The 14,173-nt window shown below is 58.3% G+C and carries 11 protein-coding genes; all 11 read left to right on the forward strand.

Annotated elements, in window-relative coordinates:
- The first annotated feature begins 370 nt into the window (after positions 1 to 370).
- The 11 genes from ACLD72_RS16675 to ACLD72_RS16725 all read left to right on the forward strand — a co-directional run bounded on the left by ACLD72_RS16675 (position 371) and on the right by ACLD72_RS16725 (position 13,781).
- Positions 371 to 1,372, forward strand: coding sequence for a beta-ketoacyl-ACP synthase III (locus ACLD72_RS16675; protein ID WP_411002547.1), 1,002 nt, complete (start codon positions 371 to 373; stop codon positions 1,370 to 1,372).
- Complete coding sequence (locus ACLD72_RS16680) at positions 1,362 to 2,792, forward strand: ATP-grasp domain-containing protein (RefSeq protein ID WP_458476017.1); 1,431 nt, start codon at positions 1,362 to 1,364, stop codon at positions 2,790 to 2,792. The genes ACLD72_RS16675 and ACLD72_RS16680 overlap by 11 nt, the downstream gene beginning before the upstream one ends.
- Entirely contained in the window at positions 2,789 to 3,778 is a 990-nt protein-coding gene (locus ACLD72_RS16685; RefSeq protein WP_411002550.1) for an NAD-dependent epimerase/dehydratase family protein, read from the forward strand. Before ACLD72_RS16680 ends, ACLD72_RS16685 begins: the two co-directional genes overlap by 4 nt.
- A gap of 164 nt (positions 3,779 to 3,942) precedes the next feature.
- Positions 3,943 to 4,830, forward strand: coding sequence for an MBL fold metallo-hydrolase (locus tag ACLD72_RS16690; protein WP_458476019.1), 888 nt, complete (start codon positions 3,943 to 3,945; stop codon positions 4,828 to 4,830).
- Positions 4,831 to 4,832: 2 nt separating this feature from the next.
- Complete coding sequence (locus ACLD72_RS16695) at positions 4,833 to 6,161, forward strand: F390 synthetase-related protein (protein WP_411002594.1); 1,329 nt, start codon at positions 4,833 to 4,835, stop codon at positions 6,159 to 6,161.
- 373 nt (positions 6,162 to 6,534) lie between these two features.
- Positions 6,535 to 7,419 carry an SDR family oxidoreductase gene (locus ACLD72_RS16700; protein ID WP_411002552.1) on the forward strand — a complete coding sequence of 295 codons (885 nt, stop codon included), beginning with the start codon at positions 6,535 to 6,537 and terminating at the stop codon, positions 7,417 to 7,419.
- Positions 7,420 to 7,674: 255 nt separating this feature from the next.
- Positions 7,675 to 8,451, forward strand: a complete 777-nt coding sequence (locus tag ACLD72_RS16705) for a class I SAM-dependent methyltransferase (protein ID WP_411002553.1) — start codon at positions 7,675 to 7,677, stop codon at positions 8,449 to 8,451.
- Between the two features lie 37 nt (positions 8,452 to 8,488).
- Positions 8,489 to 9,673: a DUF4272 domain-containing protein gene (locus ACLD72_RS16710; RefSeq protein WP_411002554.1), complete on the forward strand. Its 1,185-nt coding sequence runs from the start codon at positions 8,489 to 8,491 to the stop codon at positions 9,671 to 9,673.
- Positions 9,674 to 10,609: 936 nt separating this feature from the next.
- A complete protein-coding gene (locus tag ACLD72_RS16715; RefSeq protein ID WP_411002555.1) occupies positions 10,610 to 11,944 on the forward strand; it encodes an extracellular solute-binding protein in 1,335 nt (444 codons plus the stop codon).
- Between the two features lie 60 nt (positions 11,945 to 12,004).
- Positions 12,005 to 12,883, forward strand: coding sequence for a carbohydrate ABC transporter permease (locus ACLD72_RS16720; RefSeq protein ID WP_411002556.1), 879 nt, complete (start codon positions 12,005 to 12,007; stop codon positions 12,881 to 12,883).
- A gap of 19 nt (positions 12,884 to 12,902) precedes the next feature.
- Positions 12,903 to 13,781: a carbohydrate ABC transporter permease gene (locus ACLD72_RS16725; protein WP_411002557.1), complete on the forward strand. Its 879-nt coding sequence runs from the start codon at positions 12,903 to 12,905 to the stop codon at positions 13,779 to 13,781.
- The last annotated feature ends 392 nt before the right edge of the window (positions 13,782 to 14,173 follow it).

A 14,173-nucleotide genomic window follows, 5' to 3' on the forward strand; every position in this document is an offset into this window, starting at 1 on the left:
GCAGGGGCAGACCGGTGTCTGTCCCTGCCGTTGTTAAAAGTTGGGATAAACTCAATGGGCTGATTGGAAATATCCAATAGAATTGGAAATTTAGTGGCAAATACGGCGACTTGATTGGATATTTCCAATAGATTAGGCACGGAAGGGCGCAAATTGGGCGATTCGAACGAAATCTATTGGATATTTTCCAATGAGAGCTCAAAATGGTATTTGTTTTCCGGCAATCTATTGGATTTTTTCCAGTCACAACTACCAAACCCACGCCTTAGATTCAGGGATTCCTGAGAATTCACGCCTGCGAGGACTTTATATTTTCATTATGGGGATGAATTGTCACAACTATCGACAACCAAGAAGTGGAGATGGGGAAATGCAGCTTAGAAAAGTAAAAATACTCGGCACGGGAAAATACATGCCTTCACGGCGCGTCACGGACGAGGAGATGGACCGCCTGCTTGGCGTTCCGGCCGGATGGACGGGCAAAATCACGGGGGTCGGCGAACGCCGCTATGCGGCCGAAGGGGAGACGTCGTCCTATATGGGAGCAAGGGCGGCGGAAATGGCCTTGGAAAGCGCCGGACTTAGCTTTGCCGATATCGACTGCCTGGTGTGCACGAGCGGCACGAAGGAACAGCCGCTGCCCAGCACGGCCGTTTTCATTCAGCAAGCCATGGGCCAGGAAGACTCGGGGGTACCGGCCTTTGATATGGACGCCACCTGCCTGAGCTTCCTGAACGGGCTCGACGTGATGTCATACCTGGTCGAGGCGGGCCGGTACCGGCGGGTGCTGCTGGTAGCGACGGAGATCGCTTCGGCCGGGCTGAATTGGGCCGATAAAGAGAGCGCGGCGCTGTTCGGCGACGGGGCGGCCGCTGTGGTGATCGGCCAGGCTGAACCCGAGGAGGCTTCGCGGATCGTTTACGCCTCCATGAAAACATACAGCCGCGGCGCCCGGTACTCGGAGATCGCCGGTGGCGGAACCCGCCGCCATGCCTCGCAATATTCGGCGGAGCGCCCCGAGCCGTTCCTGTTCAGGATGAACGGACAGGCGATCTTCCGCATGGCCTCCAAGCTGCTTCCGGAATTTCTCGACGGTTTGCTGGCCCCGTCGGGGACCCGCTTGGAGGATATCCGGCTCGTGATTCCGCATCAGGGCAGCGCGGTGGCGATGCGCCTGCTGCGCAAGAAGCTCGGCATCGCTGAGGACCGCTTCTTCGATAATACGCGGAACCACGGGAATACGATCGCCGCCTCCATTCCGATGGGGCTGCATGTAGCGATCGCGCAGCGGCGCATCCGGCGCGGTGACCGGGTGCTGATGCTGGGGACGGCGGCGGGCCTGTCGCTGGGAGGGCTGCTGCTTGACTACTAAGCCGCTGCGCATTTTGCTCACGGGAGGACGGGCTCCGGTTGCGCTGGAGTTTGCTCGCCTGCTGCATCGCGCCGGGCACCGGGTATACGCGGCCGAGAGCGCGCCGCATCACCTGTGCCGGCGGTCCGCGGCGGTGGAGCAAAGCTTCCGTGTTCCGCCTCCGCGGCAGCAGCCGCAGGATTATTTGGCCGCGTTGGAGACGGTGATCGAGCAGTGGGACATCGACCTGTTGATTCCGCTGTGCGAAGAGATCTTCGTCATCGCTGGCGGAGCGGAGCGACTGAAGCGCCGCTGCCGCGTGTTGGTGTCGCCGCTGGAGCTGCTTCACGAATGGCATCATAAATACCGTTTCGTTCAGCGCGCCGTTTCGCTGGGCTTGCCCGTCCCGCCTACAACGCTGCTGAACGGCCGCGAGGCATGGCAGGAGACGATGAGCCTTGCGGCTTCGGAAGGTAGGCAGGTGGTGCTGAAGCCGGCCTATTCGCGTTTTGCTTCCCGCGTCATCATGCCGGTGACGGCGGGGGCGGGCCCAGGTAGGGGCTCAGCGGTGGCAGAGCTGAGGATAGGCGCAGCGGCGGAACCGCCCGGGGAGCGCCTCGGCAGGTCTGGCGGGGCAATGCCGCTCACGAGCGGCGGGGCTATACCATCACGGAGTGGCGGGAGTATACCGCTAAGGAGCGACAGAGCAATGCCGCCAAGGAGCGACAGGGCAATGCCGATGAGGAACGATAGGGCTGTACCGCCAAGGAGCGTACAGCCGCCGCCTCCGGAAGGAAGCGAGCTGTCGGAGACATCGCCCTGGGTGGCGCAGGGTTACATTGCCGGCCGGGCGGTATGTACTTACAGCGTCGTGCACGATGGGCACATCGTGGCTCATGCTGCTTACGGCAGCCGTTACCGGACCGGAAAAACGGGGGCGAGCGTTCATTTTGAATACATGGAGCATGAAGGGGCTTTGGAATGGGTTCGCCGCTTCCTGGACGGAACGAGGTTCTGCGGACAGATCGGCTTTGATTTGATCGAGCAAAACGGCGGGGAGTTGTACGGGATCGAATGCAATCCCCGGACGACCAGCGGCGTTCATCTGTTCGAGCCCGGCATCGGTCTGGAACGGGCGTTGCTAAGCCCAGAGGAGCTGGCGGCCGAAGGCGTCATCGTCCGCCCCCGTCCGGGGAGCAAGGCGATGCTGGCCATGCCGATGCTCGGCTGCGGTTGGCGGGAGTTGTTGCGCGGAGAGCTAGGCTCCTGGCTGGGGGCGCTCAGAGGGACCCGTGACGTCATTTTTCGGGCGGATGACTTTAGGCCATGGCTGGAGCAGGCGCAGGTCGTATACGATGCCTTCCGCACCGCCCGCAGATTGGGGATTACGCTGACCGAAGCGTTAACTTACGACATAGAATGGAACGGTGAACCATCATGAAAGCATTGGTAACTGGGGCGACGGGGTTTTTGGGAGGACACCTGGCGAGGCGGCTGGTCCGGGAGGGCTGGGACGTAACCGGTCTCGGGCGCAGCCCCGAGCAGGGCAGGCGGCTCGAGGCGGAGGGCATCCGGTTCCGCAGTCAGGATTTACGCGACGAGAGCGGCACCGCCGCAGCCTGCTCCGGGCAGGATGCGGTCTTTCATTGTGCGGCATTATCCTCGCCATGGGGCAGATACCGCGATTTTTACGGCTGCAATATGGAGGCGACCCGGATACTCGCGGAGGCCAGCCTGCGAGAGGGAGTGCGCCGCTTCATTCATGTATCGACTCCTAGCGTATATTTCGATTTCGTCCCCCGTCTGGGTATCCGTGAGTCCGAGCCGCTGCCTGTAAAAGGAGCGAATCATTATGCCGCCACAAAACGGCTGGCGGAGCAGGTTGTGGAGCGGTATCACGCCAAGGGGCTGCCATCGGTCATTATCCGGCCAAGAGCGGTATTCGGCCCCTATGACCAGGCGCTGTTCCCGCGTATCGTCGCTGCGAGCGGCAAGTCCGGTGTACCGCTGATCGGCGGCGGGAAGGCGCTGATCGACGCGACCTACGTGGACAATGCGGTGGACGCGCTGCTGGACGCCTGGAATGCCCCCGAAGATGCGGCGGGCCGGGCCTATAATATTACGAACGGCGAGCCGCGGGAATTCGCCGGGCTGGTGGAAGCGCTGTTCCGTATGCTGGACCTGCCATTAAAGGCCCGCGTCATCTCCTACCGGAAAGCCTACGGAGCGGCCACGGTGCTGGAAGGGCTGCACCGGCTGATCCCGGCGCTGGGCGAGCCGCTGCTTACGCGTTATACCGCCGGGACGCTCGCCTTGAGCCAAACGCTTGACATCACGGATGCGCGCGCGCTGCTCGGTTATGCTCCGCGCGTCAGCCTGGACGAAGGGCTGCGGCGTTTCGCGGAATGGTGGAGGGGACGGTCATGATGAAGAGCATCCAAACGAGCGTTCCGGCCAGGGCGGCCGGGGCCTTGACAAGCATCCTACCAGATGCGCCTAAAGCTCAAACAAGCCTCCTGTCTGGGGCGCCCGGGGGTGAAACAAGCATCCCGCCTGAGGTGTCAAAGGCTCAAACGAACCTCCCGCCTGGGGTGTCAAAGGCTCAAACAAGCATCCCCACTAAGGTTAGGGTGCAATTGTATTTGGGCGCGGCCGGGTACTGCACTCATCCGGAATTTTTGACCCTGCGCGGCGGGCGGCTGCGCCCGGTCCAGTTCCCGGCGGGGTTTGCCTGCATCGTCCATCCCCGGCATGGGCCGGTGATGGTGGATACGGGGTACAGCTCCCGCTTTTTTGCGGAGACCGCCAAGCTCCCAAATGCGCTGTACAGGTATATTACGCCGGTGGTGTACGAGGAGCGCGACAGCGCCGCGGGCTGGCTGCGGGAGAGGCTGGGCGTGGAGCCGGAACAGGTCAAATACGTGATTTTGACGCATTTTCATGCCGACCATATCGCGGGCGTCAAAGATTTTTCGCAGGCCAAGCTGATTTATTTGCCCAAAGCCTACGAGGCCGTACGCTCGCTGCATCCCCTGGCCGCCGTCAGAGCCGGGTTCTTACCCGGCCTGCTGCCGGCCCCCGAGCGGTTCGCCGCAAGATCGGAGCCCATTGACGCCGGTGCGCAGCGATTCCGCTTCGGGCCGGAGTTTCCTTTTGCGGAAGGATTCGACGTCTTTGGGGACGGCAGCGTGATCGCCGTGGAAGTATCCGGCCATGCGGAGGGCATGATCGGATTGTTCGCGAGTACGGAGGAAGCCGACTATTTTCTTTGCGCGGATACGGTGTGGTCCAGCCGGGCGTTTCGCGAAGGGCGCAGGCCGCATCCGGCGGCGGGAATCATCATGTCGGACAGGCGAGAGTACGGACGCAGCTTCGACCGGCTGATGGAGCTGCACCGGAAGTATCCGGACATCCGGATCGTGCCCAGCCACTGCACCGAAGCGCTCAGGCTGTGGGGAACGGAGGCGAGGGAACGTTGAGCATTCTGGGTACGCTGCGGATCGTATATCATTACTGGCTGACGCGGCGGAGACGAAAATGGGGCAGCCGCGCCCGTCTGGAGCGTTGGCAGGAGCGCCGGGTGCTTCGCCATATCCGTTGGGTTCGGGGTAACTCTTCTTTTTTTCGCGAGCATTGGAACGGTCTTGAGGATTCGGCTTGGAGGAGTTTTCCCTTGATGGACAAGACGCTGATGATGGCGCACTTCGACCGGCTCAACACGGCTGGCATCCTGAAAGAGGAAGCGCTGGCGTTAGCCGCCGAGGGGGAGGTTACCCGCAATTTCAGACCTGTGATCAAAGGGATAACGGTCGGCCTGTCGTCCGGAACTTCGGGCAATCGCGGACTGTTTCTGGTGAGCGGCCGGGAGCAGGATGCTTGGACCGGAACGGTGCTGGCGAAGCTGCTGCCCGGAGGGCTGTGGAAGCCGGCAAAGATCGCTTTTTTTCTGCGGGCGAACAGCAATCTGTACGAATCGGTGCGGCGCGGAAAGCTGGAATTCCGGTATTTTGACCTGCTGGACCCGGTCGACAGACTGGTGGAACGCATGGAGGCTTATCGGCCGACGGTGTGGGTCGCTCCGCCTTCCATGCTGAGAATGCTGGCGGGCGAATTCACGGCGGGCAGGCTGACGGCACAGCCGTCCAAGCTGATTTCGGTTGCCGAGGTGCTGGATCCGCTGGATCGGGACGTGATCGAAAAAACGTTCGGGCAAACGGTACATCAGGCCTACCAGTGCACCGAAGGTTTTCTGGGGGCGACCTGCGAGCTGGGGACGCTGCACTTGAACGAGGATGTCGTCCACATTGAAAAAGAATACCTCGACCCGGCCACCCGGCGCTTCGTGCCGATCATAACCGACTTCTCCCGCACCACTCAGCCGATTGTGCGTTATCGGTTGGACGATGTGCTGACCGAAGCGGCGGAGCCCTGCCCCTGCGGCTGCCCCTTTACCGCCATTGAGCGGATCGAAGGGCGTTGCGACGATATCCTGTATTTTCCTCATAGCCGTACGGGGGAACCGGTCGCGGTGTTTCCGGATTTTATGGCCCGGGCGGTCATTGCCGCCTCGGCTGCGATCGAGCATTACCGGGTTGTCCAGCTCGCCGGAGGGGAACTGGACATTTCGCTGCAACTCCCCCCGGACAGTTCTCGCGCGGACGTGGAGGCCGAAGTAACCAGGCAGCTTCAGGAGCTGAGCCATAGGCTGGAGAGCGACTTGCCCGAGGTTCGCTTCAGCCCGTACATGTTCGTTCCGGGCGCGGTCAAGCTGCGCCGGGTCGAACGGCGTAAAGCGGCGGTTAGGGAGTAGCGTGGGAAGTAACGGAGGGCTGGGACGGAGGAAAACAGCAGCATAAGCGAAAACATTAGTGAAAAAAATGGCGCTGTTTCGGCGGCGGAATAGCCCATTTGGAGAGAAATAGAGCAACAGCGTTTCATTGCATCGAATTTTCTGACCAACATTGTTTATTTCTAACGGTTGCCATTGCCACTATTTGCTCCAAAAACGCCGATTTCAAACTCTAACGGTTGCCATCGCGCTTATTTCACTGAAACCCGGCTAGTTTTACCCAGATTGAGGCTATTAACGGCGCTCACAACCGTTAGAAATTAGAAAAGGTCATTTTTCGTAAAATAACAGCTGTGACAACCGTTAGATTTCTGGTAGACAGGGGGAAAGATTTATGGCGGAGCAACAAGCCGGGCGGGGTGCCGGTGCCGCTCTGGGAAGCGGCGGCCTGCCGGTCGCCCTGATTACGGGGACGTCCAGCGGATTTGGCCTGCTCACGGCTCTGACACTCGCCAGCAGGGGATACCAGGTCGTGGCCACGATGCGAAACCTGGAGCGCAGGCATGAGCTTGAGGAGCGGGCGGTCCGTGAAGGGGTGGCGGATCGAATCCGCTGCGTTCGTCTTGATGTGACGGAGCATGCGTCGATAGGATCGGCCGTGGACGAGATCTTCCGCAGGTACGGGCGGCTTGACGTGCTGGTGAACAACGCGGGTCTGGCCGTCGGCGGCTTCGTCGAAGAGGTGCCGATGGAAGACTGGCGGCGCCAGATGGAGACCAATCTGTTCGGAGTCATTGCGGTGACGCAGGCGGTGCTGCCGGTGATGCGCGCGCAGCGGCGGGGACTCGTGATCAACGTCTCCAGCGTCAGCGGCTTAGCCGGTTTTCCCGGTTATGCGCCTTACGCCGCTTCCAAATTCGCTATCGAGGGCTTTTCGGAAAGCCTGCGGCATGAGCTGCGGCCGTTTGGCGTCCGAGTCGTGCTGGTGGAGCCGGGAGCCTATCGCACTCCGATCTGGAACAAAGGAATTGGCGAGATCCGCAGCGATCCCGCTTCCCCTTACCGGGCGCAGCTTGAGGCGGTGCTCCGGTATTCGCGCAAAGCGGCGGAGACAGCGCCCGATCCGCAGGAGGTGGCCGATCTGATCACGCGAATCGCCGGCATGCGCGCTCCGCGCCTGCGGTACGCACTGGGGCAGGGCTCCCGTCTGCTGATCTGGGGCAAAGCGCTGCTGCCGTGGAAGTGGCTGGAATGGATCATCGCCAAAGCGCTGCGTTAAAGCCGCGGGAAGACATCTGAGTCGACAGCCATCCAAGCAGCCCCGGACCTTGCTGTTGCTCCCCATCGTGGGCACTGGTATGATGATTAAAACAATACATATGGTGAATTGGCGATGAGATGTAAGCTCTGCGGTAATTGCCCGGTGCAGTTGCATAAACTGGTAACCGGCTTCACTGGGCTTAAGTAATGAGTTATCAGGCAACTGCGCAGCTCGTTTTTTAGAACACCAATAAACGAGAGGAGCAATTGTGCGATGAACGCGATAAACCGAAACGAATTAAGAAAACGGTGGCAAGCGGAAGAAGCGAAAGGCTTTCAGGGCTGGGATTTTTCTTATCTGGCCGGCCGGATGGCGGAAGAAGAGCTTCCTTGGGATTATAAAGCAAACGTTCGGACGCGAATAAATGAAGATACGGTCATGTTGGATATGGGCACAGGCGGTGGGGAGTTTTTGCTGTCGCTTTCGCCGCCGGCGGGCAGAACGTACGCGACGGAGAGCTATCCGCCCAACTATGAGCTGTGCCGGGCGAAGCTGCCCGCCTGCGGAATCGAAGTCAAATTCGTGGAGGACGATGACGTTTTGCCGTTTGAAGATGGCTTGTTTGATCTGGTGATCAACCGGCACGAATCGTTTTCCCCCCGGGAGGTCAGCCGCATCCTGAAGCCGGGTGGCGTGTTCGTCACTCAGCAGGTTGGCGGGATGAACAACCGGGAGCTGTCGCGGCTTTTGCTGGGCGAGGGAGCGATGACGACGCCGGCGGATTTCGGACTGGCTCAAACGGCGGAAGTGCTGGAGAAAGCGGGATTTACGGTGCTGGACCGACAGGAGTGTTTTCCGGAGTTGCGTTTTAAGGATGTGGGCGCGCTTGTCTTTTTCGCCAAAATCATCGAATGGGAATTTGCCGGCTTTTCCGTGGACCGCTGCTTTGAGCGGCTGCTTGAACTGCACGAAGCCGCTGAGCGGGACGGGCATGTAACGAGCCGGGAACATCGCTTTTTTATTTTAGCGCGTAAACCGTTTATGGGATGAACAATACCGTCGCTTTTATAAAAGGAGAGGAAGCTTTTTGGCTTATTTTACGATTTTTGCGTCCCGGAACGATATCCGCGATATTGGCGGGCTGATTCACGAGGCGTTTGGGGATGGCTTTAAAGTAACTGGCGGAGGCTCGGGCGAAACGGAGTTTTCGGTCTTGCCGAAAGGCTGGTTTAAAAACAACAAAATTACGATTCGTGTGGCTTCGGAGGATACCGATCCGGATTATTTCGATAACAACATTCCGGGGATGATGGGATTTTACGACAGCATTCCCTTTGAAGACGAGGATTTGAAACGCCGCGTGCTGCTCCAAATCTCCGTGATCAACACGATGCTGGCGATCGAAACGGAAAAAGAGTACGGCCAGGACTACCTCGAACGCTTTGTGCGTCTTGCCGGAAAGGTGGACGGGATCGGGTTTATTTCCGATGGTACGCTGCTGGACCGGGATGGACGGGTGATCGTGTATCCGGACGGCCGGTCTGATGCCGCGGATTTCAGTCCGCGGGCCTGCACGCGAAAAATTCGGGGTGAAGATCGCTCCACCCCGGAGGGAGCGGAGAGAAAGCAAAGAAATTTGGCTTATCTCAAAGAAAAGCAAATCCCGTATTTGGAGCATCTGCCCGAACTCCCGCCGTTAAGCGAGCTTAAGGTCAAGTCGAGGGAGGAGATTGCCCGGCGGGCGGCGGCCCTGTTGATCGCAATCCAATATGCGTGCGACGTTGCCCAGGAGAGCGATCAGGCGGAGTCGAAAGCTTTTGTGACCGGCCTGTTGGACCAGTTCGGGGTGGCGGATGAATTGACCGAAGCGGAGAGAGACCTGCTGGAGCAAGCGGAGCCTGCCCGTCAGGACGCCATCAACCTGACCTGGCAATACGAGGCCTATTGGGCGCTTTTGTGGGCGCTTAGGGTGGTGGATTCGCTCGATTTTCCGGACCATACGTGTGACTGTGATTTTGCGATTCAGGCGGTTTCAAGCTGCGGCGGTTTTGCCGAGTTTTTGGAGCGGACGTCGCTGCGCCGGCCGGAAGAGATTTTGGACGAGGCCGACAAAATCTACCGGCTGCACTGGGCCTGCGTCAACGACCGGATTCAAGGCCGGGAGCCCGCGGGCGGCCTGAGCGAAAGCGTCGTGATGGAGCGGCGCCGGGCACTGTTCTGGATGATCGGCTACCGGGATGAAGCGTGGGACGACATTAGCATGGATACGTGATATATAGATATACAGGTACGCGAACTCAGTTGGAACTGCTGGACCTGCCCTTAGGGCGGGTCCTTTTTTGTTAAACTAGTTTTCCTGGCAGACCAGGGCGGCGGAAATAGCGGAACAAAAGGGCGTTATTTTCGCGATATGTCGGTCCTTTCGCCAAATAGGGCCGTTTTATGTCGTTATTTTAGGCGTGGGAGGTAAAAAGGCGGTATCACCGGGGGCTGCGGGGGGAATAAAGACATCTTTTACCGTTATTTTGCGCGCAAAGGGGAACAATGCCGAAATAACGCCCAAAAAGTACGCTATTTCGGGGGTGGCCTAGCCCGGGAATGATCACTGTACGGGGCAGTCTGGCGCAGTGTTGAACTGCGTTTGGGCGGCCTCGTTTTTTCACCGTATTGAATTAATAAAATTTCGGGCAAGGTAGAGGGCTAAGGGACACCAGAGCCGTTATCTTCGGAAAAACAGAGGTTTGCAAAATGTAGACGGACACAGATGCACTTATTTACCTCAAATCGGCCTGGATGAACGGGTTTAGAGCGAAATAGGGTCGCCTGTGTCCGTTAGGCTGGGAAATATCCGGGAAATGGGCGGATAAGGTCGCTGGTGTCCGTTAGAGCAACGTCCACTGGATGTAGACTACAGATTGGAAAGGGTCGAGGTACCCGGCGCTATACTGTTCATGAAAGAAGGGGAAGGCTCCCGGAGTAGAGCCGAAGAGGGAATGGGGATGGGGGAACCCCCATACTCATCCCTCCAATCGCTTCAAAGTAGAAGTCAGAGCCATTAAAGGACGCCGTCAGGCGTTTCTCTTAGTTGGTGCGGGAGTCCCACATCCGAAATTTTTCACCCCTCATGCCGCGAATCGTCACCTTACTAAATTGACAGCGCTAACATTACAATAGGATTGACCATAAATCGAGGGGGGAATTACCGGATATGAAAAAGAAAATGACCCAGAAATGGATCGCTATGATTTGCGGCGCCGCCATGCTGGCGCTTCTGCTGGCCGGGTGCGGCGGAGGGGGCGAAACCGCCGGCAGCAGCGGCGGGAATGGCGGGGAGAAGGTGAGCATCTCCATCTGGCATAACTGGACCGGGCAGGATGCCAAGGCGGTGGCGATGCGGAAAATCATCGAAGATTTCCGGGCGCAAAACCCGGATATCGAGGTGGTCGACGAAGGGCTGCCGACCGATGGGCTGAAAACCCGGCTGCGCACGGTGGCGGCGGCCGACGAAATGCCCGACTTGTTCGTGATGTGGCCGGACGCGATGACGAAGGAGTTTGTCAAAGGCGATCTGCTGCAACCGATCGATGACGAATTGAACGCCAATCCTGACTGGAAAAACGGCTTCATCCCGAACGCCTTGGACGGTTACACTGTGGACGGCAAGACCTACTCCGTTCCGATGAACCTGGCGCCGAGCTCCTTTATTTTTTACAATGATGCACTGTTCAAAAAATACAACGTCAAAGTGCCGGAAACGTGGGAGGAACTGGAGGCGGCGATCAAGACGTTCAACGACAACGGCGTGATCCCGATCGCGCTGGGCAACAAAGCGAACTGGGTGGCGCAGTCGACGTTTTTCAGCACGGTGGCGGACCGGATTACGGGGACGGATTGGTTCCTGAAAGCGGTGGAGCAGGATGGGGCTAAGTTCACCGACCCTGAATTTATTGAGGCGCTTAAAACATTCCAGAAGCTCGGCGAAATCAACGCGTTCCAGGAAGGCTTCAACAGCCTGGACGAAACGCAGATGATGCAGCTGTACTTCCAGGGCAACGCGGCGATGGTCGTCAACGGCGGCTGGGCGCTGGCCAATCTGGTCAACAACGCGCCGCCGGAGGTGCTGGACAACACACATATCACGATCGTTCCGGCGATTGCGGGCGGCAAAGGCGATCCGGCTACGACCTCCGGCGTCGTGGGAACGGGTCTTGGCGTCAGCAAGAAGCTGGATGGCGGCAAAAAGGAAGCGGCGATGAAGCTGTTTTACGCGCTGGCCGGGCCGGACGGGCAAAAGGCGACGCTGGACAGCAGCACTCTGGTCAGCTACAACATCGAGCTGGACAAGAGCAAAGCACATCCGCTGTTCGTGGAGCTGTACGACTTGGTGCAGGGCATCAAAATTGTGCCGGTCTATGATTCCAAGCTTGGCTCGGCCACGGTCGAAGTGGTCAACAACGGGCTGCAGGAGCTGCTGATGGGTGGCAAACCAGAGGACATCGGGCGTAAAATCCAGGACACGCAGGCTGCTGTAGCGGCGAACTAATATGACGCCCCTTCCCCTTGAGGGGGGAGGGGTTATTTTAATCAGGGGAAGTGAGAGCTTATGAATGCGCTGCGCAGCAGGCGTTTTATCTTCACGGGCCTGGCGCCCGCCGTGATTCTCTATGCGCTGTTCGTGTTTGTGCCGGTCGTCTGGTCGGCGTATTACGGCTTTTTTAACTGGTCGGGCATCGGTGAGGCGAAGTACAACGGGCTGAGTAATTATGCGGAAATTTTACGGGACCCCGTGTTTTGGCGGGCGCTGAAAAACAACATTATTTTCGTGCTTGCTTCAGTGTTTGGGCAGATTCCGTTAGCGCTGGCGTTGGCGGTGCTGCTGCATAAGGAGAGCGGGGGGCAGCGGTTCCTGCGCTCGGCTGTTTTTTTGCCGATGGTGCTTTCGACGGTGGTGATCGGGATGATCTGGCAGTACATTTACCATCCGCAAATCGGGATTCTTAATTTTTTGCTGGATGCGCTTGGGCTGGAGAGATGGAAGCTGCAGTGGCTGTCGGACGGAAATATCGCCATCTATTCGCTGCTGCCGCCGCTGGTCTGGAGTTATGTGGGCCTGTATTTGATCATTTTCATATCCGCGCTGCAAAACATCCCCGGAGAAATCCACGACGCGGCCAAAATCGACGGGGTGTCCGGGGTGCGCAAGTTGGTGGCGATCTCGCTGCCGATGATCAAAAACACGGTTCAGGTCGCGGTCGTCCTGTGCATTTCCGGGAGCCTCAAGTCGTTTGACCTCGTGTACATTATGACCAAGGGCGGGCCGGCTCACGCTACCGAACTGCTGGCGACGTATATGTACAACTCGACGTTTTCGACCTACCGCTACGGCTTCGGCAGCGCGATTTCGACGACGATTATGGTGATCAGTTTGCTGCTGATCGGAACGAGCCAATGGCTGACGAGCCGCAAGAAAAGCACGGCGTGAAAGGAGGGGGGATTCAAGAATGAACACGACGACGCCGATATCCGTAGTGACGCCGCCAAGAGAGGGAAGTAGCGTTCTGCGAAAAATAAGCAATGGAATTTTATGGACGGGGCTGACGATCTATGGCATTTTAACGTTGTACCCTTTTTTTTGGCTGGTGATCAGCGCCTTTAAAACAAATGCGGATTTTTATGCCCGTCCCTTCGGGCTGCCTGAGGTGTGGCGCGGGGACAATTTCGTCCGGGCGTGGGAAAGTTCGCGGCTGGGAGCGGCCTTCGGCAATTCGCTGGTGGTGTCGGCCGGGTCGTTAGCGCTTACGCTGTTTATCGCGGCGTTGACTTCCTTTGTGCTGGCCCGCTTTCAGTTTCGCTGGAAGGGCGGGGTGTTCGCCTTTTTCGTGGTCGGCATGCTTATTCCGATTCACAGCACGCTGGTGCCGCTGTTTATCCTGATGAAGCAAATGTCGTTGCTGAACACGTATTGGGCGTTGATATTGCCCTATACCGCTTTTGCGCTGCCGACGGCGATTTTCGTGTTGACGGCGTATTTGACAAGCGTGCCGCGCGAGCTGGAGGAGGCGGCATTTATCGACGGGACCGGGCTGTGGGGCTTGTTTTTCCGCATCATGCTGCCGATGTCGGCTCCGGCGCTGGCCACGGTTACGATCATTAGCTTTTTGCACGCCTGGAACGATTTCTCGTTCGCCCTCGTGTTTATCAACAAAACGGCGCTCAAAACGCTGCCGCTCGCCATCGCCAACTTCGCGGACGGCTACCAGACCGATTACGGCCTGACGCTGGCGGCAATGACGCTTTCCGTCCTGCCGACGATCGCGCTTTATTTGCTGTTCCAGGAGCAGATGATGAAGGGGATGACCGCCGGCGCGGTGAAAGGATAGGAGGCGGGGGAGCGAGGGGCTTGGTGCGGGAAGGTGTGTACGGGTGGCTGATGCTGAAAGTTGCGGGAACCAGCGTTGCATTAACTCTTGCACAAGACGATTAGTGGTCCTGGTACTATTGAGATTTTCCGCAAAACGTTGGTTTTCGAGTGGATCATGCGCCCGCCGGAAATGTAACGGTTGTGACAGCCGCTATTTGGCGAAAAAAGGCATGTTCTAAATTCTAACGGTTGCCAGCGCCGTTATTTTCCTTAATTTGGGCTCAAATAGCCGGATTTAAGCGAAATAAGCGCTATGGCATCCGTTAGAAATTGAAATCGGCGTTGCTGGAGCAAATAGCGATTGTGGCAACCGTTAGAATGTTTTTCATATCACCTTAGAGAGAGGAGAGG

It is taken from the genome of Paenibacillus lacisediminis, from assembly GCF_046567315.2.